Genomic DNA, 25116 nt, shown 5'->3' with positions numbered 1-25116 from the left:
ATCGAATCTACCTATTAATACGCGTCAGATTCGTTAGCGCTTTGAGTGAGGTGGAAACTCACTTTGGAGCGGCCCATTACTTGTGCATTAATAACTGTTCGACGTACTCAACGCAAGTTTGTTTATTTTAACTTCCGGGTTACTTACCACCTGTTGAATCATGGAAATAAAGTGTTTTTGAATCTGTTCAACGGTAGATGGGTCATACACATTGGCATTGTACATCAATATGATCTTCATATTTTCATGAGGCTTGATGATCAAAGTAAAATCAAAACTATTGTGTTCTGTACCCCCAACATTCATAATCTCAAGCGGTGTTTCACCTTTCTGACCCAGACTCTCCATTCGGTTCTCTACCGGGAAGTTCTGATACACAACAACATGGTTAATCAGAGATTGTTTTTGCTTGGTCAGATTTTGAATATCATATAACGAATACGTATCATATGCATGTGACTCCACAGCTTGTGCCTGATTCCTTTTCATTAGAGATATAAATGACTCATCTGCCTTAGCCTGGATACGAACAGGAATCGCATTAATAAATAATCCAATCATGCTTTCGATCCCAGGAATGACAGGTGGTCTGCCCGATACCACACTTCCGAATACAACATCGTTGCTTTCATTGTATTGCTGCAACAATACACCCCAGGCAGTCTGCACTAACGTATGGAGAGTTACATGCTGCTGTTCTGCAATCTGTTTCATTTGCTCGACCAGTACATCATTCAAATAACAGTTTAACGTTCTGGAATCCTGTCTTTCATGTTTCGGTTTGATTTTTTCTCCAGGCAGTTTCGTTTGCCCCTTATAACCATCCAAGTAATGACTCCAATAGGTTATTGCACCTTGATGATCTTGCTGTTCCAACCATTCAATGAATTGACTATAAGGTGTTAATAGAGTCACTTGAGGCTTTCTATTCTCCCGAATCGCAAAGTAATTCTCGAATATTTCCTTGCTTACCAGAGACATACACCAGCCATCCATCAAAATATGGTGAAAACTCCATATGACGCGGTATTCCTCAGGCTTTGTTAGTAAAACAGACATACGTATTAGCGAATCTCGTTGTAAGTCAAATCCTCTTGCCTTGTCTTGCTCGATATACTCGTCAACATACGTTTTACGTTGTAGCTCACTTGTGCCAGCTACAACTTCATAGTTAAATTCAAATTTCTTCTCTTGATACACGATTTGAAGAGGGATATCCACGAAATCACTGTAAAAATTAGTTCTTAATATCGCATGCCTTTGCATTAATTGATCCAAACTTTGCGCAAAAGAGGTAACATCCAAATCTCCACGCATATCAAACATGATTTGTACAAAGTAAGCGCCCGAAATTGGATTCCGTTCACTTTCGTACAACATTTCCTTCTGTAATGGTGTAAGTGGATACACATTTTCGATTCGACCGATGTGCCCAGTTTGTTCCACGATTTGATCCAATTGATCAATGGTTAATGACTTGCATGAAATATCACTTGGGGTAAGCTCGGTTTGTCCCTTCGTTACACAATGTTCAACGACTCTATTAAGACCTTCCTTATAGAGACAAGCCAATTGCTCCATCGTTTCCCGGCGATATTGTTTTGAACTATAGTTAATGGACAGCGACAACCGGCCCTCTCTAACAATGCCATTGATATTAAGAACAAAAGGTCTCTTGTTGTTTTCACTTACGGAGGGCCCGCTGGAATAAGGCGAAAATTTAATGCCATCTTGGCCCGAATCCTGATTCACCTGTCCCATATAGTTGAAACTAATTTCGGGATTTTTCTCTAACTTGAATGCTTCATATCCATGTGACAAATACCTCGAAATCCCGTAACCAATGCCCTTGGTTGGGATCTTGCGCAGTCCTTCCTTGACGGTCTTAATCTTCCTTGATAAGTCAGCCCCGGACTCCATCGTAATCATAACGGGGTACATACTCGTAAACCATCCCACTGTACGCGTAATGTCCAGCTCCGGCAGGATGTCTTCTCTACCATGGCCTTCCAGATTTACGAGGATTTCTCCCATGCCTGTCCACTCATGAACAGCCATTCCTAATGCCGTTAGCAATATATCATTAATTTCCGTATGGTACGCATGATGTGTTTGCTTTAATAATTGCTCGGTTTCCGTTGCTGTCCAATGAATGGTAATCGTTTCACTATCTTTGCCAATCGTCTCATCACAATCCATATCTTTAGGCAGCGGGCTTAGCTGGGCCTGCTCCACACGACTCCAGTATGAATTCTCTTGCTTCATCGAAGGGCTGTCTGCAAACGTAGACAATTGTTCTGCCCATTGTTTAAACGAGGTCGTTTTTTGAGGAAGCCGGATTTCTTCACCTCTTAAGAACTGGTCTTGCCCTGTCTGGATATCTTCATATAAAATACGCCATGAAACCCCGTCTACCAACAAATGATGAATGGCAATAAGCAGGTGATCCCCTTCAGCACATTGGAACAACCCAAGTTTGATCAAAGGTCCGTGAGACAGATCCATACCACTCTGAATTTCTTTTGCTTTATTTTCAATGAACGATGCAGGATCTGCTTCTGTTTTGAGGTCAACGATTTCAAGGCTGTATAATCCTTCTTCGTCTGCCCCTCGGTTCCACGCTTCATATCCGCCTTCAGGAGCTTGTCGATAAAGGATGCGGAGAGCATCATGCTGTTTCACGATCTTATCCATGATGCTGTGAATAAAGCGAACATCAAACCCTTTTTCACGAAAAAACATCATTTCCTGATTGTAATGATGTGCGTCCACCATATTTTGATCAAAGAACCAGCGCTGAACAGGTGTCAGCATCACTTGCCCCGTAACTTCCCCTTGGTCAGAAATAGTGCTCACAGATGTCACGTGTTCACTCAACTCCGCTACTGTCGGATAGGTGAAGAAATGCTTCATTTCCACTTTATACCCTGCTTGAAGCAGTCGTGAGGAAACTTGAATACATTTAATCGAATCGCCCCCGAGTTCAAAGAAATGATCTGATGTGCTAACCTTTTGAACACCAAGCACAGCTTCCCAGGCAGCGACGATTGCTTGTTCTACAGCGTTCTGCGGCGCCATATACTCGGTCCCTTTTTGCATATGTTCTTGTGGAGATGGCAATGCCTTACGGTCAACCTTCCCATTGGAAGTTAACGGTATATACTCTAATTGAACAAAATAAGACGGGATCATATAATCCGGAATTTCATGAGATAATGCCATTCTGATTTTCTTCGCTGTCAGTGAGCTGTCGCCTTTCCAATACGCACACAACTGCTTCGAACCATCCTCATGCTCACGGGCAATAACGACTGCTTCCTGAATGGAGTCTATTTGCAAAAGCGCAGTTTCCACTTCGCCAAGCTCAATTCGGTAACCTCGAATTTTCACTTGATGATCGATTCGTCCCAGATATTCAATATTTCCATCCGGCAGCCATCTTGCGGCATCTCCTGTGCGATACATCTTCCCTTTTGTAATCCAGGGATGATCAACAAATTTCTCTGCGGTTAAATCAGGCCGGTTCAGATAACCTCTGGCAAGGCCCTCACCTGCTACAACTAATTCTCCCTGAACACCGATCGGTTGAATGCGTTGATGTTTATCCAAAATATAGGTCTGCAACGTCGGGATTGGTTTGCCAATATTGCTCTTTCCAGCATGTATTTCAATGTCGGTTATTTCCTTATACGTTACATGAACCGTTGTTTCGGTTATCCCATACATATTAATTAACTGGATAAATGGATATTTCAGCTTCCATTCCTTCAATAACACGGGATTGAGGGCTTCTCCTCCAAAAATCACTTTTCTTAATTTCAGATCTGTTGCATGACCTGCCAGTTCTTCCTGAAGTAGATGATAGAAATACGTTGGCGTTTGATTCAATATCGTCACTTGCTCGTTTTTTAACAATTGTAGAAATTGTTCCGGACTTTTTGCCGTCATTTGAGGTACGATAACCAATTTTCCGCCATAGAGCAATGCCCCGTACATTTCCCATACCGAAAAATCAAAACAAAAGGAATGGAATAATGTCCATGTATCTGATGCATTAAAATCAAACAAATTTTTACTATTGAACAACAATCGCACCACATTTTTATGTTCAATACATGTCCCTTTTGGTTTACCTGTCGTTCCTGAGGTATAAATTACATATGCCAGGCCTGTCGGTGTAGCAGTAATTCCTAAATTGGAATAATCTTCATGATAGGACTCAGGTAGATCCAGGCAAACGACCTCTCCTGCAAAAGAGATGCGTTCTTGCAAATGACTTTGCATTAATAATACATGTACACCCGAATCCTCAAGCATGTAGTTTATACGATCCTCCGGATATTCAGGATCAATCGGCACGTATGCGCCACCCGCTTTCAAAATCGCAAGGATTCCTACAACCATGTCTAGCGAACGATCAGCGATGATCCCGATTAACTGATCATTTTGAATGCCTTTAGCCTTCAACGTTCTTGCCAATTGGTTGGCTTTCTCGTTCAGCGTTTGATAGGTTAAATGTCGATCATCATATACAACCGCAACGTTTTCGGGAGTTCTTACTGCTTGTTCCTCAAACAGTCCATGAATTGTCTTGTCCATTGGATATTCAGCCATAGAATCATTAAACTGTTCCAAAATTTGTGTTTTCTCCTGTGTTGTGGTCAAGTCAATGTCATGGATCGGAATATTCTGATTGTTGACCACTTGCTCCAACATCTGAATCAAGTGACCTTGAATGCGTTCTACGCTTGCCCGGTCATAGACATTAGCATTGTAATAGAACATACATTTCATGGATTGGCCTGGTTTGATAATCAGGTTAAAGTCATAATTTGTTTGTTCATCTGCTTCTACATTCGTAATCCGAAGAGCTGTCTCTTCCTGATCCCCAAACTGTTCCATAATGCCCTGTACAGGATAATTTTCGAATATCAGGATATGATCAATCAAATTTTGCTTTTGCGATGTTTCCGCTTGAATCTCGTATAACGGATACGTGTCATGTGGATGCGAAGCGACAGCTTGTTCCTGATTCCGCTTCATAACCGCTGCAAATGTCTCGTTACCTTGAGTCTGAACGCGTACAGGAATGGTATTGATGAATAAACCAATGATTCGCTCAACTCCAACAATCGCCGCAGGTCTGCCCGACACCACGCTTCCGAATACAACATCCTCACTGCCGTTATATATCTGTAGCAACATTCCCCAGGCTGTTTGCATAAACGTATTCAGCGTCACCTGATTCTGACTGGCCACTTGTGCGATTTGTCCGGTTAATTCCTGACTTAATGTACAAATCATATGCTCTGAATGATATTCATCACTCTTCGTAATCGAATGTTCTTTTGGCAAAGTGGTCTGCTCATCATAACCTTGCAGATAGTCACGCCAGTATTTCAGGGATTCTTCATGATCTTGGTTGTCCAGCCATTCAATATAGTGTTTGTATGGAATCGTACTCTTTGCCTCCAGTTTTCGTTGTTCCTGAATAGCAAAGTATCCATCAAACAACTCCTGGATTACAAGAGACAGGCACCAGCCATCCATCAAAATATGATGATAATTCCAAATGAAACGATAGGTTTGGTCATGCGTTTGCAAGATCGAAATACGCATTAACACATCCTGAGACAGGTCGAAACCTTTTATTTTATCTGCTCTTGTATATTCTGCCACGTATGCTTCACGATCTTTTTCATTCATCTCACGCAAATCTTCGTATGTTAGCCCATTCCGTTTATGACGGTATACCACTTGCAGAGGTCCATTATTCCATTTGCTATGAAAATTTGTTCTGAGAATCGAATTACGCTGCATCAACTGATCCAGACTCTTCGTAAATGCTTCCACGTCTAACGGACCATGAAGATCCAGCGTAGTTTGAAGGAAATACGCTTCAGACTTTGAATGAAGCAAATGATGAAAGAACATCCCATTTTGCATCGGTGACAAAGCATATATATCTTCGATTTCACCAATGTGTTCCGATTCTTGAACAAATCCTTCTAATTCTTCAATGGTAATTCCTTTTAACGTTAGATCACTTGGTGTACATTCCCGCTTCTCTTTTGTCACACAATGCATCACGATTTCTTGCAGATGATCTCTAAAATATGTTACCACTCGCTCCATCGTTTCTTTTTGATATTGGGTGCGACTATACCGAAGTGACAACGTCAATTTGCCTTCCACAATTAAGGCATTCATATCGATAAGAACATTTCTTCTGTGATTGTCGCTTGCTGTTGCTCCGCCTAGATAGGGAGAGATCTGCATCCCGCTATTCTGAAGATCCTGATCAAATTGACCCAAATAGTTAAAACTAATTTCAGGATTCAAGGTAAAGGGCGTTTCTTGCTGATGTGCACTTAAATATCGTAAAATACCATAACCAATCCCTTTTTTAGGGATTTGACGAATCATTTCTTTGTTTGTTTTGATGAAAAGAGACATATTTGAACTTGCTTCCATATCAAGTACAACCGGATACTGGCTCGTAAACCATCCGATCGTTCGTGTAATATCGAGATCCGGTAAAATTTGTTCTCTTCCATGTCCCTCCAGATTGACCAGTACTTTATCCATGCCCGTCCATTGGTGAATAGACATGCCTAATGCATGGAGCAGCAAATCGCTAATCTCCGTTTTATACGCGCGATTCGCTTGTTTTAATAATTGTTCCGTTTCTGCCGCTGACCATTCCATCGTGATTACTTCGCTGTCTTTTTCCAGTGCATGATCCGCTTTAAAATCTGTAGGTAACGGCTTATAGGTTGCTTGTTCAACTTCATTCCAATATGCAATCTCTTGCGTTATCGCATCACTGTTCGCATACAACTGAAGCTGTTCTGCCCATAATTGGAATGAAGCCGTTTTTTGCGGTAGTTGAATCGATTCTCCATCACTTAATTGTTCATATCCTCTGGATAGGTCTTCAATCAAAATTCGCCATGAAACCCCGTCGATGACGAGGTGATGAATAACGATGAGTAAATGATCTCCGTCTGCACATTGAAATACACCCAGCTTCATCAAGGGTCCACGTTCCAACGTAAACGCACTTTGCATTTCATTTGCCTTCTTCTCGATTTCTTGAGACGGATCTGCTAATGACTTGAAGTCCATCACTTCAATTGTATATAAGGATTCCCTTGCCAACCCTTCATTCCACGCTTCATAACCCTGTTCTGTAAGACGATATACTGTACGAAGTGCATCATGATGCTCACTCAATTTATCGAATACACGGCGAAGTGTGACTTCATGAAAACCTTCTTTCCGATACAACATCACGGACTGATTATAATGATGGGCGTCTACCTTGTATTGCTCAAAAAACCAATGCTGGATTGGAGTCAGCATCACTTTTCCAGTGATGCTTCCCTGTTCTGACATGGTACTTATGGGTTGAACATAGGGAATCAAGCTTGCTATGGTTGGATTTTTAAACAGATGCTCCATCTGCACCTGGTAACCTGCTTGATATAACCTCGAAGAAACTTGAATGGATTTAATCGAATCTCCTCCAAGCTCGAAGAAATTATCCAAAATCCCAATGTTCTCTACCCCAAGTACCTCTTCCCAGATCGATACAAGTTGTTGTTCCACCATCGTTCGGGGTGCTTCGTACTCCATGCCCTTCAACATATGTTCTTGGGGAGCAGGCAAAGCTTTGCGATCGATTTTCCCGTTAGACGTGAGCGGCATCTGATCCAGCTGTACAAAATAGGACGGAATCATGTAGTTTGGCAGTTGCTGGGACAGCGCCTCCCGCAGTTCCCCGATCGTGATTGCATCCTCTCCTACCAGGTACGCACATAATTGTTTGGTTCCCGTTTCATCTTCTCTGGCTATGACGATGGCCTCTTTTATCTGGGTACTATTTAGAAGAGCCGTCTCCACTTCACCAAGTTCAATCCGGTGTCCACGAATTTTCTCTTGATGATCCACCCTTCCTATATACTCTATGTTCCCATCGGGCAGCCATCTTGCGAAGTCACCTGTCTTGTACATTTTTGCTTCCGAAACAAATGGATCATCCACGAATTTCTCCGCAGTCAGATCTGGACGGTTCAAGTAACCTCTGGATAGCCCTGCTCCGGCTACACATAACTCTCCCTGAACTCCAATAGGCTGCAATTCATTCCGTTCTCCTAAAATGTAGACTCTATTGTTCGCAATAGGCTTCCCAATTGAGATATTTTGATCTGCCGACTTGATCGACAGAACTGTGGATACAACACTATTTTCGGTTGGACCGTATTCATTACACACTTCGATGCGTGGATTGATGCGCTGCAATTTGTGTATTAAGGCAGGAACAATCTTCTCTCCCGCAGCCACCACATTTTTCATGGATGCCCAATCTTCCGCGTTGACTTGTTCCAATAGAGTCATCAAGAAACTGGGTGGACTTTGGATGTGCGTGATTTGCTGTTTTTTGACCATCGTATTGATGGCTATAGCATCTTTACACTGTTGCTGGTTTAACAAGTACACTGTCGAGCCAGATATCATCGGACCAAAGAAATGAGTAATAAATGAATCAAAAACGAAAGGATTCAGCATTAATACCCGATCATTTCCGGTAAAATGATAAAAATCCGATTTCCATTGCAGGGAATTCACAATGCTGGCATGTTCAATCATTACGCCTTTGGGATGACCTGTTGTTCCAGACGTGTAGATCATATATGCCAAATCACTGGAGATCGCTCCATCGTCCAAATTTAAATGATGGTCATGGTGATTTATTTCAGAATCCAGAATGACACATGTCCCCGCATAATGTTCCGGCTTTTGTATATGACTTTGATGCAGCAACCAAGCCACTTTTGAATCCTCAAGGATATAGTGAATACGATCTGCCGGATATTCCGGATCGATTGGGACATATGCCCCGCCAGCTTTTAGAATACCGAATAAACCTATGATCATCTCAAGTGAGCGCTCTGCCATAATGCCAACGAACTGACCCGCCTGCACCCCCTTAGCTTGAAGCGATCGGGCCAATTGGTTGGATTTTTGATTTAACTCTCTGTACGTTAACTGTCTATTCTCAAATACGACTGCCGGATGGTCCGGTGTTCGTTCCACCTGTTCTTCAAATAATTGATGCATTGTTTTGTTCTGTGGATACTCAACCCTTGTATCGTTAAAGTCATATAACAGCTTGTTTCGATGAAACTCTGATAACATATCAACTTGACTTAACTCCAGATCAGGTTGGTTTAGAACTACGGAAAACAATTGGTCAAGATGCTCTACAATTTGTACCATATAATCGCGATCATAACGATCATCATCATAAACTAATCTTAACTGAATGGAGTCGTTCTCTAGATCAAAGTGGAACATTGTCGCCGCTTTTACGTGATTTTCATCAAGTGCAGGATGAATTTCATTCAACGAAACCAAGGTATGAATTAGAGGTACATGGTTCGAATCATACTGAACATTTAAACGTTCAACCATTTTTCTGAAAGGGATTCGTTGATGCTGAATGGCTTCGGTTAAACTGATCTTCACTTGATTAAATAAGGATTTGAATGACATCGCTTGATTGATATTATTTTTTAAGACAAGAACCTTATTCGAGAGCGATAGATCAGTGTTCTTTTCTTCCATCGTTGGTATACCAATAATCATCTTGGTTTCATTCGTGTATTTATATAACAGACACTGAACTCCCGTTAATAAGATCGTATATATCGCCATAGGAGCATTTCGCGACATGGACTTGATTTTATATGAAACATCGGCTGACAAAGACTTATATATATCATTCTGGTGCTGCGTATCGTCTGGGTGTTTGGAGGTTGTCTTGCAATAAGGCAAATGAACAAGATGATCATCATCTTCAAATCGGCTTGCCCAATACGATTCCTGTTTCTTAAAAATAGACATACGGCACCCCGATCACTTTATATTTTTAGGTTAGCTTAGAAGAAATCTACTTCAATTAGATCAGCCAGCGTATCCCCATCTATTAATTCTTCAACCAATTTAATCTTCTTGATTTCAATATAAGGGTCGTTGGCAATGGTTGTTAATATGACCAATAGATTTTGTGACATCGCTTCAATCGTTGTTTTCTCAAATAAAATCGTACTGTATTCAAAGGCCACTTCTAACTTGTGTTGCAATTCGGTAACATACAACGTTAAATCGAATTTGGATACTCTCGTATTTGGAGCATAAGGCTTACAGGTTACTCCATCCATCTGAATCTCTGAAGCATCTGTATTCTGCAATACAAACATGGTGTCAAACAACGGATTCCGCCGAGCATCTTTGGTTACATTTACTTTCTCAATCAATTCTTCAAACGGATAATCCTGATTCTCATAAGCGTTCAACATATTTTCTTTCACTTCCAGCAGATACTCCGTGAATGTTTTATCCGCAGCAGGATTATTTCGAATAGCCAGTGTATTCACAAACATCCCCATGACCGGCTCCAGCTCAGCATGTGTCCTGCCTGCAATCGGTGCGCCTACAATGATATCTTCTTGTCCGCTGTATTTGGACAACAGAATGGTATAGGCGGCTAATAGAATCATATATAACGTTGTTCCTGTCCGTACTTCCATGTTCCTTAAGCCTGGAAGGATGTCTTCCTCCATAACAATGTCCAATACCTCTCCAGCATAGCTTAGCGTTTCAGGTCTCTCATAGTCTGTTGGCAGATCCAATAGCGGGATACTCTCACCAAACACAGTAAGCCAATACTTCTCCTGCTTTTTCATCCGCTCACTATGAAGCTGTATTTGCTGCCATTCAGCATAGTCCTTATATTGAATTCGAAGAGGAGATAGCTCCCCTCCCTTATAGAACTGGCTAAGTTCAGTCATGAGAAGATGTACAGATAGTCCGTCTGCAATGATATGGTGGAGATCTACCAGCAATACATGACGCTCCTGCTGAAGTTCAATAAGTCCCACCCTCATAAGAGGTGCTTGCCCGAGATCAAATGTGCGAACAAACTGTTCAATTCGATCTTCTATCTCTTCTTCCGTTGACTCGATCAATTCAATTCCAAAGTTAACTTTAGGGTATACGATCTGTTTCGGTTCCCCGTGTATGACTTTGAATCCAGTCCGAAGCGATTCATGACGATGAATCAATTGTTGGAATGCTTCTTCCAATCTGATCCGATCAAGCGATCCTTCCAACATAAACATACCTGACATGTTGTACATGAGTTCCTTGCCGGCTTTGATGCTCATAATGTACATTCTCATTTGCGCTGAAGAAATAGGATAATATTCTTTTTCCTCCACTTGAGGAATGGACACTGATACTTCCTGTTCCATTTGTTCAATAGATTGAGCCATCTGTTCAATGGTCTGCCATTCAAAGACGTTTCTTACCGATATGTGGATATTCAGCTTTTGATTGATTTTGGCGGCCAGCTTGGTCGCACGTAAAGAGTTGCCTCCTACATCAAAAAAACTGTCTTTTACACTGATTTTTTTCACGGCAAGCACATCCTGCCAAATAGGCAGCAACTGTTTTTCCACCCCAGTTTGGGGTTCTATATATTCACTTCCCGTTTGTATGTTTTCTTCTGGACTCGGAAGCGATTTGCGATCGATTTTCCCGTTCGCTGTCAGAGGCATGTGATCCAATTGTATAAAGTAGGCTGGTACCATGTAATTCGGCAACACCTTAGAGAGGCTTTGTTTTAACTCTCCCACCGTCAGCGTGGAATCCGCTGTAAAGTATGCACATAATGATTTGTCCCCGTGATCATCCTCATGTGCAACGACGATAACTTCTTTCACACACTCTAGATCTAACAGCGCTGCTTCGACTTCTCCTACTTCGATCCGGTATCCGCGAATCTTAATTTGGTGATCCATTCTTCCCAAATACTCGATATGGCCATCGGGAAGCCATCTCACCAAATCTCCCGTTTTGTACATTGTCGCTCCCTGGACAAACGGATCACGTACAAATTTTTCTGCTGTCAGCTCAGGTAAATTCAAGTATCCTCTACCAACCCCATCACCAGAGATACATAATTCTCCTACGACGCCTACAGGCTGAACTTTGCCATGTTTGTTCAATACATACAGGCGATTATTTCCTAGTGTTCGACCAATCGGTAGGTGAGCTCGTTGATTCGCTGTATCCAGGTGTTCTGGAAGTACACGGTATGTCGCAACATCCACACAACATTCTGTTGGACCGTACACATTAATTATGGTTGGAGGCGTTATATGATTGAGAGCAAATAATGATGTGATTTCATTTACACTTTGCTGAGAAAGAGCTTCACCGCCAATGAGCATATATTTTAGCGATATGCCTTGAACGTTTTTTGCCTTCGAAAGCAATTTCAGGTGCGCAGGTGTTCCGTCTGTCAAATCAATTTGGTGGTGCTGGTAATAATTCATTAAATCTTGTCCATCCAGTACCGTGTCCTTGTCTACAATAAACAAAGCATGTCCTGACAGCAGTGCGCCAAAAATCTGCTTCACAGATGCGTCGAAATAGTAAGGCGCAAGTAAAGCGACATGCAAACCGCTAAGCTGATCATCTATAACTTGACTGTACAACGCTTGAACCAAGTGATGAACCTGACGATGTTCGATCATTACACCTTTTGGCATGCCTGTTGTGCCTGAAGTATAGATCATATAAGCCAACTGCTCGGAATTCCCTTCCGTTTCCAGATTCGACAGATTAGCTGCATAGGTTTCTTCATCGTCCAAATCAATCATTTTTCCATTAAACGATACCAACTGCTTCAAATGCTTTTGCGTGACTAACAACGTTGCCCCCGAATCATGTAGGATGTACCGGATACGCTCTTCAGGAGAATCCGGATCAATCGGTACATACGCCCCGCCTGCTTTTAGAATGCCAAAGATGCCAACGATCATCTCAATCGAACGATCTGTCAGAATACCTACAAATTGATCCTGCTGCACTCCCTCAGCTCTAAGCGTATATGCCAACTGATTCGCCCGTTCATTCAATTGACGATACGTCCATTGCTCATTTGCAAAACTAACAGCCAATTGATCAGGTGTCCGTTCCACCTGTGCTTCGAATAACTCCTGAATGGTCTGATCCCGGGAATATTCTAAGTTGGTATCATTAAAGTCATATAAAAGAACGTTCTGCTCATGTTCAGACAGCATTTGAATATCGGACAAGGCAATATCAGGTTCGATCACAATGTCTCTGAGGATGTTGAACAGATGTGTTTTCATTCTGTCGATGGTATCCCGTTCAAACAGCTCCGTCTTGTAATTAAAGTGCATTTCCAGACACTCATTATCATCCTCAACGATGAACATCAGATCATATAACGATACACCGACATTTAATTCTCTAACTTTAAAGCTGCAATCCTGTTCTTGCCGTTGATTCAACGCGGTATTTAAGAAGATATACATCGTATTAAAAAGTGCTGTCCCAGTGGTATCCCGATGTGTGTTTAATTTCTCTACAAGATTGTCAAAAAGATAGTCCTGGTTATCCAATGCATCCAGGGATTGTTTTTTAATTTCTTCGAGATAGGATCGAAACGACTTATTCCCCACCGGCTGTGAGCGAATCGCTACCGTCTGGATAAAGACACCTATCATATTCTCGACATCCGGATGGTTTCTTCCTGATGTTGGCGTGCCTACAATCATATCTTCTTGTGCTGTGTATTGATGAAGCAGCACATTATACGCTGCCAATAACACCATAAACATCGTAGTTCCCGTTTGTTTCGCAAGCTTTTCCAGCGACTGCTTCAAATGCTGATCCAACACAAATGACAATCTTGAACCTGCCGAAGTCAAATGAGGTGTCCGAACAAAATCAGTAGGCAGATTAAGGTTCGGGAGTTCTCCTTTGAATTGATCCAGCCAATATTTTTCTTGCTGCTTATAAGACTCCCCCGCCAGAAATTCTTTCTGCCAAGCTGTAAAGTCTTTGTATTCAACCTCAATGTCCGACATGCTTCTTCCGTCATACACATCGATCAGTTCATTCGCAAGAATGCCAACGGAATATCCGTCCGATATAATATGATGCATCTCGATGAGAATCTCTGCATGATCATCGTTTACACGAATGAATTCGGCACGTATTAATGGCGCTTTGGAGCAATCAAATGGTTTGGCAAACGCCTTAACATGTTGTTCGAATGAAGCAGAACTTTCCTGAGATCGTTTCACTTCAAAATCAATCGTTGGAGCAATACGCTGGTAAAGCTCTCCATCCATCAGATGGAAACTGGTGCGAAAAGCTTCGTGACGGTGCACGATTTGTTCCAATGACGAAATCAATTTAGCTTCATCGATATTTCCTGTGACCGTAATATGGCCGCACATGTTCTGAAACACACTATTCGGCTCAAATTGATCCAAAAAGTAGATCCGCTGTTGTGCAGATGATGTCTCATAGAATTCCTTGACGTCCAATGCCTTAATCGGAATGAATGTTTCCTCGTTCTCGCCTGTAATCAGACTGGCCAGCTGCTTCAGACGTTGATTTTGGAAGAATTGAACGATTGAAATTTTGTGTTGAAACTGTTCATGTACCTTGGATAGCATTACTGTCGCCTTGAGCGAGTTACCTCCGAGATCAAAAAAGTGATCATGTCTCCCCACTTGATCGAGGGATAATACGTCCTCCCAGATCAAAGCCAGCTTTTTCTCCACGTCATTGACTGGAGACTCGAATATGGCTGCATGATTAACGTGAGGAAGACGCTCCGTAACAAACCGATTATATATTTCCTGTAATTGGTCCTGTTGCTCGGATGAGAACAACGTCAAAGACGAAATTTCAGCCTCTGGATGACTCACCATTTTTTGCAGCAAACCCTTAAATCCTTCAGACCACAATTTCATCATCTCAGGTCCAATAAGCTCGGTATTGTAATCAAAATCCAGGTACAATTCATGGCTAACATCCGTAATATTAAGAAATAAATCGTAAGAAATATGTTTGATCGGATACGACATGAATCCAGTCTTGATATTTTCAAATTGGAGATGATGAATCGTTCTGTCCATATTAAATAAAATCCGGGTATCCGGTGCAGGCATATGAGCAAGCTGTTCGGATACGATGGTCAATGGAACATGCTGATGCTTCATGACTAGAGCCAGCGTTTCCTTGAGCTCAAGGACATGGTCTACAACGGATTGCTTCGTTAACAAGGCATGGTGAACAGGTACAATGTTGACACAGTTGCCAATCAGCGCATTTTTTCGCATATGAGACTGACCCGCTGTAGGCACGCCGATGACAAGGTGAGACTGCCCTGTTAGTTGATGCAAATATAAATGAAACGCTGCAAACATCGTTACAAACAAACTGCTCTTATTATTTATACTTAACGTTCGCAAAGACTCTGTTAATTGATGATCTAGCTTGATGGAATATCTTTCACCGTCATATCCCTTGGGCACATCATCGGACGGTGCCGTTGGAAGTGTAATGTTGGGATAGGATAAGGAAAATTGTTCTTTCCAGAACTGGACTCCTTCGGTAAATGACCCTTTTTCATGTTCAAGTCGTTGCCATCTTAAATACGCTCGGAATGGAGTGGCTTCAGGTAATTGAACCGGAACTCCTCGGACCAGAGCAGAATAGGTATGTTCCAACTCTTGAATGAATACAGCAATAGACCAGCCATCTACAACAATATGATGAAATGTCAGCACCATAAGGTATTGATCAGTTGCCTTTTTAAGCAAGGTGATTCTAAATAGAGGTTCCCCAGACTGTAAATTGAAGGCTTCATTTGCATCGGCAGATAACCAATTGGAAATTTCCCGTTCTTGATCCTCACCCGCATATGCCGAGAAATCCAACCATGTACATTGAAATTCCATTACGGATCTGATTTGTTGTGTTTCACGATCGGCATGAATGACTGTTCTCAGGGCTTCATGACGCTGTGCGATCTGATTCACGGCCTGATCCAGTGTGGAAGGCTTGATTCCACCTGTCATTTTTAAAATAACACTCTGATTTAATGCAGCATTTGCATCTTCCCCATGTAATGAAGTTAACAATAATTGTTTTTGCTCTAAAGAGAGCGGATATTCCGAAACAGGCGATTCACCAGGGATAAACCCCCACTCGCGTAGTTCATGGATCGTCTCTTTTACGATTCTGATTATCGTATCCATGTCACCTATGGAATGCACAGTTGATATAAAACAGTTACGGCCTTCCCAAATATATAAACCTTTATAAATTAAATGGTAGAAGAATAATTCCATATCTCCAAATGATATAAATCGAAATAAAGATCCATAGTTCACCATTTGCATCGGTACATTCGCTGTTTTGAAAAACGCATTTAATTCTTTTACAAGATAATCTGTTTTTTCATTTAATTCCTTATATAAGGTTTCTGCTTCAGATTGAAGATACTGTAATACCGTTAACATCACTCTCATCGTAAGAGGGTGTGTACAGAAGGTTCCACCGACAAACGTTTTTTTATCTGCATCGGAAGGGTAAGAATCATCACCAAAGTTCCAGGTTCCACCATCTACCGGATTCATAAATTCAGCTTTACCCGCGACTATACCAATAGGCAGCCCACCACCGACCACTTTTCCATACGTAACCAGATCTGCTTGAACCCCAAACCAATCCTGTGCTCCACCCAGACCAATTCTGAATCCAGTGATGACTTCATCGAAAATAAGTGCAGTCCCAGTTTGATTTGTTATTTCTCTAAGTTCCCGTAAGAATTGTGTTGGCTGCATATCAGGTCTTCGACTTTGCACCGGCTCTACAAGCACAGCAGCCAATTCATCACCCAGGTTCTGAATCATATCCAGTGATTGCGGATGGTTATAATTAAGAATAATCAAATCATCTATAGCGCTATTTACAATACCAGGAGCCATAGGCAGCGCAGACGATAAAGCATCCCCAGGATTCGCTACACCCAACACGCCGTCATGTGTACCGTGGTAAGATCCTGAAAATAATACAACTTTGGAACGCCCCGTTGCTGCCCTCGCTAAACGAAGTGCAACCATGACAGCTTCTGTTCCTGAATTATAAAATGCGACACGCTCTACACCCGTTAGCTCGCAAATTTTAGCTGCGACATCTCCTGCCAAGTCTGACATAGGGCCCAATGGAGGCAATTGTTCCTGGAGGCTGTCTGCTATTACATTTTGAATAAATGCTGGATTATGACCAAATAGATTTACTCCAAATCCCATCGTCAGATCCAAATACTCATTCCCATCCATATCCCATAACTTAGATCCCTCTGCACGCGTTGAAATGATGGGATACACCATTTCCTTCCAATACGAACGAAATCCAGATACATTGCGATTATTCGCATGAACCAAACGTGTTTGGCCTGTTTTTAATTTGGAGCCTTTGGTTCTTGCGGTATACTTTGTTACAAATTGTTCAACATACTGGTTCTGAAGCGGTGATAATCCACTCTCTTCATGAATCTTCAACGATTGATACGGTATAAAAGGTTTTTTTTCTTCCTTCGATTCCGAATCCGGTTGGATCTTTTTGGGTTCATTGGTTTTATTGATTTCATTCATTACCGGTGAAGCTTGAACTTTTGGGGTTTCATGATGTTTCATCTCCAAAAGAGGCGATTGAACAGCATTCATTTGCTCGCCTAACAGCACATTCAAACTTTTTAATTGGGACTCCATAAGCTGAATGGCAGACATCACAATTTGTTCCGACACATTCCCTGAGGATTTTGCCGTGTTTATATTGTTCACAGATGCCAGATTTCGTTGTTCAGTATGCTCCTGAACTGTTTGATTGTTTATATTTTCAGATACATCATGATGCTTTATATTCTCTGACACATATTTAACTAAGGAATTGATATTTGTAAGGGTTTCAAAAAACATTTCCATCGGGATATTCAAACGGAACAGCTCTGAGATTTCCTTCTGAATTTGCACAAGAATAATGGAATCCAATCCCATTTGGAGAAAATGAGCTTGATGATCCAGCTCTTCCAACTTCAAACCAGATGCACGACTGATGCTTGTTTTAATCTTTAATTCAATATCGTTTGTATTCATCTCCATTTGAACCTCATTCCTCTCTGACCTATGGCCCGCTGGTATCGTATGTTTGACTTCAATCCAACAGCGCTTCTGCTCAAATGGATATAGAGGCAATGGAATTTTCCGAATGACTTCATGATTATAAAACCTTTCCCAATCAATCACTGCCCCCAGTGTAAATAACTGACCGAGTTCATTTAAAGATTCTGCCTTTCCCTGAACATAGAGATGATCGCTAACAAGCGTTTTGTCTTTTTTGGCATAACCAAAATAAACATTTGGCAGTTTACCCTCTCCGCTTGCAATTCGTTTCAATTTTTCATGTAATTCTTGTGTACTCGTGACTACGATGGCAAGCCGATAATCCAGATTAGCCCTTCCCGTACTGGCTGTATAACAGATTTGTTGAATGGAAACATCCGTGTGATCGGTTAGATATTCATGATACGTTCTAACCAATTCATCCAGCGCCCGTTCCGTGGCAGCAGACAGAACAAATAGATGAGGCTCTTGGGACATTCTTTTATCTACGGTTGGGGAAGGAACATATTCTTCGAGAACCACATGCGCATTGGTACCACTGAAACCAAAAGAACTAACCCCGCATCGTAATGGACCCTCTTTTTCACCAAAAGCCATTAATTCCTGATTCACATAAAAAGGTGAAGCTTCAAACTTAAGCATGGGATTAGGCTTGTCAAAGTGAACCAATGGTGGAATCTTTCTATGTTGAAACATAAGAATAGATTTAATTAATCCAGCGATCCCCGCCGCTTCAAAACCATGTCCAATGTTAGCTTTGGCAGATCCGATTGCACAAAATTGTTTCCGATCCGTATATTTCTCAAAAGCTTTACGCAAAGCATTGAACTCAACTGGATCACCTAATTTTGTCCCTGTTCCATGTGCTTCAATAAAGTTAAGCGTATCAGGAGAAATGCCGGCTTCTTTCCATGCCTGTTCGATCACATTGGTCTGAGACTCCGGGTTAGGTGCTGTGATTCCTACCGTCTTGCCATCCTGATTAATCGCACTTCCCTTAATCACACCATAGATATGATCCCCGTCCTTAATCGCTTGCTGCATTGGCTTCAACATGACCGACCCAACACCTTCGCCAAATCCCGTGCCGTTGGCATCTTCGCTAAACGTTCTCGTCAATGCATCTGGAGATTCCATATCCAGTCCGATACTTATCGGTAATAATGCCGTTCGAATGCCTCCTGCGATTGCCATTTCACAGTCTCCTGCGAGCAATCCTTTACATGCCATGTGAACAGCAACAAGTGAGGAGGAACAAGCGGTATCAATCGTTAAGGCCGGGCCTTTTAAATTCAAGAAATATGCAATTCTGCTCGCCAGTACAGATGGTAAATTTCCAATGATATAATTTTTGAGTTCTGCGGGGTAACTCGCCGTCACGAGCCGTTCGTAATCATACCCAACTTTGGAATACCCCACGTACACGCCCACATTTCTTCCATTGATTCCTTCCCCTGCATACCCAGCGTCTTCAATCGTATGCCATGCCGTTTGCAAGAACATCCTTTGATTCGGGTCCATAAATTGTGCAGTTTTTGGGGTTATGCCAAAGAAAGAATAGTCGAATTGATCAATCTGATCCAAGTAACCACCCTTGATCCATTGAACTTCGCTCATTTCACTTCGCATGGATTGTATATAATCCGCTGCGTCTTTTATCCGACTTTCCGGGTAGTCCCGAATGTTATGCGTTCCATTTTCCAAAACACGCCAAAAATCGCTTGCATTTGATGCACCAGGGAGATTCAAAGACATACCGATAATAGCAATATCTTTGGATGGCGTATGATCCTCTTGAGTTTTGTTGACTTGCATGGTCTCGCTGTAGCCTCTAGCCAGATATGCTGCCAATTCAGTTATCGAGGGATAGGTAAAGAGGTCCGTAACAGCAAGCTCTTCTCCGTATTTTTGTTCTATACGTTCAGCGATTTGGGCCAGCTGTAATGAAGTTGCACCCATATCAAAATAGCTATCCTCAAGTTCAACCTTTTTCCCAACCAGCACTTCAGAAAATAGTGAAGTTAATTCACGTTCTATGACTCGAACCGAAACAGCAGCCTTTCCCTTTGCCTTGTCATTGTCATTCTTGATCCAGTCATGGATGAATGCAGATTCTGTTGAGAATTTGCCTGCTTCATACTGCTTGGCTAACTGATACCGCTGGATTTTCCCACTTGTTGTTTTGGGTAATTTTTTGATGGGCAGTACCTCTTTGACACTCCATCCCCCATGTTTATATAGATGTCTTTTGATTTCTTTAACAAGCGTCAAGAAGTGTTCGATCTTTTTTTTGTACACGACAAACACAATAATTTCTTCACTTTGACTATTCGAATCATACACACCACAAGCAGCAACTCTTCCGAGTTCAATATCATCTAATTGTATGGCGACACGTTCAATGTCATGGGGATATACATTTTTACCATTGATAAAGATAATGTCTTTTTCCCGCCCTGTTACAACCAGTTTTCCATTCATGATGAAACCCAGATCTCCTGTATTCACCCATCCGTCGTGCGTTAATAACTTCTCCGTTGCAAGTGAATTGTTATAATAACCTTGGGTGACGTTATCCCCCTTGATTTGAATTTTTCCAATAACCAAATCGGGAACACTGTTCATTTCCTCATCGCAAATTCTAACATGGCAATAATCAATTGCTTCGCCAACGGCAACAAATGATGCTACATGTTCAGCATGTTTCTCGACTTCGATGACACGCTCCCCTAAGTTCAGATGATCCCGGTGAACGTACACCGCAGTAAATTCTTCTTCTACCTTGGGAAAGGAGACGGCAACAGAGGCCTCTGCTAATCCATATACGGTAAACATGGCTGTTTTCTTTAAGTGATATGCTGACAATACATTTAGGAATTCATCACACACTTCGGGTAATATAGGTTCCGCCCCATTATAAATGACTCTGACAGATGACAGATCCCATCCCTCCGCTTTGTCTTCGCGAAAGAAATTCAGGAAGTATTTATAACCAAAGTTAGGAGAAGACAGTATGGTTGCTTTGTGTTCATTTACTTTTTTCATCCATAGAATCGGTTTACGAATAAATAATTCCGTTGGGAGCAAGTACTGATGAATTCCTGCCACGAGGGGTACGAGATGAAATCCAATCAAACCCATATCATGGGTAAGGGGCATCCAGGAGAGAAAACTATCGTTTGAACTAATTTGTGTGCCATTAATAGCAGCACAAGTATTATAAATCAGGTTTCGATGGGTGAGCATGACGCCTTTGGGATCACCAGTTGATCCAGAAGAAAATTGAATAAATGCCAAGTCATCAGACTGAGGTTCAACTATATTATTAATAGATTCATAATGGTATATGGTGTCTTGGATCAGATCCGTTCTGACTTCTAATTGATGATGGAAATCAAGCATGTCATGTTCCAAAACAAATCTCTTCATTTTATCCAGCACCTTCTCAGATGCAATCATGAAAGGGTTATTTAGCAAATTCCAAATACGGCATACTTTCAAGTTTTGTTCTTCATCTTCACCAATACTTACAGGGATAGGGATCATTCCACCGAGTATACAAGCCCAGAATGCGACTAAAAACCGTTTGTTTTCTTGAATCTGAAAAATAATCTCTTGTTTAGGTTTAATTCCGATGGCTTGTAGATAACCTAAATACCCTTGTGCCTCAGTAAATAATTGATGATAAGATATAAAAGTTTCACGTTTGTCCGCATCGATAAAACGAATACCGCGGTCGGTTATTTTACCTCTGTCGCGGATAATATCCACTAGTGTTTGAAACTGATTAGTATACATATCTCTCCTCCAAATGAATCATCTCTAACATGCTTATCTAATTATTTACACATATTTCAAGCAAAATTTTACCATAGAAATATATGTAAAATCAATCAGTTTATTGTTACTATATGGTAAAAAATAGAGATTGATTTGTGGGTTATTGACATATTTATTACCAAATATCTGAAGCTTCAACAAGTTCAGATGCATTAAAGGACAAAAAGACTACCTTATAAAAAGGCAGTCTGTTGCTGTAATATAGATCTTGCAAAAGCACAGATCGAGTACTAGATTGCATCAATCAACGCGGTTCCATCCAATGGAATATTTTTTGCTATAATAATGGAATGACATACCTGTAGAGCATCATTTATCTCTTCTTCACTAAGTTCATATTCATTGTTGTTTACTTGTTCCTTTGCCCGTTGTAATTGGTGAAACAATGGCTCAACCGTTTGGGTATAGGATATTGAATCTGTATTATAATTCCTTGAAATGAGTGCGGTTACTATTAGTTCTGATAACAACTTTTTACGAATCGTTAACCGCTTATTTTTCCTTTCTTGTGTATTTGTAAGCATTAGTAAATCAGAAGGCTGACTTAGCGAGTACGGTACAATACGCTTCGTTATTTTACTCATAAGACTAACTAACACATGTTTAGAACCCAACTCTATAACTTCAGTGACTCCCTGTTTAATCAAATAGTTCATCGACTCTAACCATCTTACAGGCATCGTCATCTGCATGTTTAAATAATCCACGACAGATCGATCAGACTCATAGGGTGCTGCTGTAACGTTGGAAATAACCGGGTATTTTGCATGGGCATATTGATATTGATCCAATTCAACTTTGAATTGTTCTGCTGCGGTTTGCATCATGGGAGAATGATAGGGACCACTTACATTGATATACGAATGTTTCGTTCTCAGGGTTTCTGTCCTTTTAATAATTTCTTGTATAGAGTGCCGATGTCCCGAAATGACAAACTGCTGGTTAGCGTTCACACAAGCCACACAAGCAGGGCGCTCGATCGTGGAAACTTGTTCACATATGTTTTGAAGTGTATCTAAATGAATACCTGAAATGGCGGCCATGGTACCTTTCTGATCCGGGTCTGCATTGTGCATAATGATACCCCGTTGTCTTACCAGTTTAATGGCGTCATGAAATGATAGAACACCTGCGCAGACCAGAGCCGAATATTCTCCCAAACTATGCCCAGCCAAATAAGCGGGTTCCATCCCTATTTCTTGCATATACACCTGATATGCTATGACACTAACAGTCAAAAGTGCAGGCTGAGCATTCATCGTCATTGTCAAATCATCCATGCTACCTTCAAAACATAACTTTCTCAAATCGAAAGAAATGGCATCACTGGCTTCTTCAAATAACTTCTTAGCCACATCAAAGTTATTCCAAAAGTCTCTACCCATCCCAACCATCTGAGAACCTTGTCCAGGAAACAACAGAGCTACATTACTCATCCAGCATCCTCCATGTATCAACTTTATATTTCATGCACTTCGACAATCAAAACCAATAAATTCCTTGTTTGCAAAATTTATAATAAACTTTCATTAGGAGTTATGCAATAATAAAGTCAAAAGGAGGGCCATCTATTTCTATGAACGAAAAAAAATTCGTGGTTCTTTTTTGGCTCCTTGTTGGCCTTTGTGTTGGAACATTTAGTGCTGTTCTTTACTGGATCTTGTCTGTAGTCTGAGTACTATGCAAATAAAATAGACACCTCCAATGAGAAGATGCCTGTTCCATTCTGATCTGATCATTCAAGACTCACGATTCTCCTTACCTGGAATCCTAACTTGGCATACAGAATTTTCTTTGTTCATGGTGATCAGCTGCTCCATTAAGTCTGATGCCGTTATAACTTCTTTCATCCGAACCCCCTCACCTTTCTACGGATTTACACCTACTGCGAACGGACGTGCCCCCACCGGAATAGTAGCAATCACCGTATTTGTTTCGCCATCGATCACAGAAATGGTATTGTCATCTTGATTGCTTATATAAACTCGATTGGTTAACGGATTGGCGCCCGCTCCGTTTGGATTAATTCCGACAGGAACAGTTGCAATCACCGTATTGGTTAGTCCACTAATTACTGAAACATTATCCGTGTCTCGATTGGGTACGTAAATGGCGTTTGTGGAGGTATTAACCGCTACTTCAGCTGGCGTAACGCCGACTGGAATGGTATCAATGACGGAATTCGTCAATCCATCAATAACGGAAACCGTATTACTGGTAAAATTCGATACATAAATACGGTTGGTGGCTGGATTGACCCCTACACGGAATGGATTAACCTGAACGGGGATTGTAGCAATCACTGTATTGGTTACTCCATCGATTACAGAGACAGTATCAGAATTAAAATTAACTGCATAGATCCGATTGGTTAAGGAATTGATGCCTATACCCGTTAAAAAATTGAGTCCAGGAATAGTGATCGCATCAATCACCGTGTTGGTTAATCCATCAATAACGGTTACATCTTCAGTTGTATCCAATGAATTAAAATTTGCCGTATAAACGGCATTGGTTGCTATATTGACCCCTACGTCCCCTGACTCATTCCCAACCGGAATAGAAGCAATTACCGCGTTGGTTACACCATTAATGACGGAAATGGTATTACTGCTTCTGTTTGCGACATAAATACGACTCGTTAATGGATTGACATCAATCCCTGCAGGATTCGTCCCCACAGGTATCGTAGCAATCACCGTATTCGTAGCGCCATTAATGACGGAAACATCGTTACTATTAAAATTGGCTACATATATGCGGTTGACTGACGTATTATCCCCCTCTATTTCAAGTTCGGAAGAAACTAATCGATGTGCAGCAACAAGCTGGCCGGTTTCATTTTTGCCCCACACGGAAATCTCCGTCTGCTCTATAGCTACACCTTCAACTGTAAAGACAAATTCAAATGCATCAAGATTGGCAAAATAAGTTCTTGTCACTACCTGATCCGGATCAATTGAAATCTGCTCGCTGACATATAAAGTCCTCGTAGAGGTCAGATTATACCCTTGTATCAAAACAACGGATCCATCCAGAGAATTCCTGTTATCAATTTTAACGGTAACTTGTTGTGTTGGCCGTACATCACTGACGGCATTATTCTCGATAGGTCCGGTTGATAGAATGGCCATTTCGATTCTCTCCTTCACTTAGATGTTATGGTTTGATTAGAATCCTTTTGTAAAAATAT

4 protein-coding genes are annotated in these 25116 nt (G+C 41.3%); all 4 read right to left on the bottom strand.

Features of this window, described 5'->3' with window-relative positions:
* Nucleotides 1-87: 87 nt before the first annotated feature.
* Nucleotides 88-9909, bottom strand: a complete 9822-nt coding sequence (locus tag CXK86_RS10105; protein ID WP_101313666.1) for a non-ribosomal peptide synthetase — start codon at nt 9907-9909, stop codon at nt 88-90.
* Between the two features lie 35 nt (nt 9910-9944).
* Nucleotides 9945-21881 (bottom strand): non-ribosomal peptide synthetase, encoded by an 11937-nt coding sequence (locus CXK86_RS10100; RefSeq protein WP_101313665.1) that lies wholly within the window; start codon nt 21879-21881, stop codon nt 9945-9947.
* Between the two features lie 272 nt (nt 21882-22153).
* Nucleotides 22154-23359 carry an ACP S-malonyltransferase gene (gene fabD / locus CXK86_RS10095; RefSeq protein WP_101313664.1) on the bottom strand — a complete coding sequence of 402 codons (1206 nt, stop codon included), beginning with the start codon at nt 23357-23359 and terminating at the stop codon, nt 22154-22156.
* Between the two features lie 432 nt (nt 23360-23791).
* On the bottom strand, nt 23792-25057 hold the full coding sequence (locus tag CXK86_RS10090; protein ID WP_101313663.1) for a YncE family protein: 1266 nt from the start codon (nt 25055-25057) through the stop codon (nt 23792-23794).
* Between the last annotated feature and the right edge of the window lie 59 nt (nt 25058-25116).

The organism is Paenibacillus sp. BGI2013 (genome assembly GCF_002843485.1).
Classification (GTDB): Bacteria; Bacillota; Bacilli; order Paenibacillales; family Paenibacillaceae; genus Paenibacillus; species Paenibacillus amylolyticus.
Note: the sequence above shows the minus strand (reverse complement) of the source record. Positions and strands in the feature narration are given on the sequence as shown.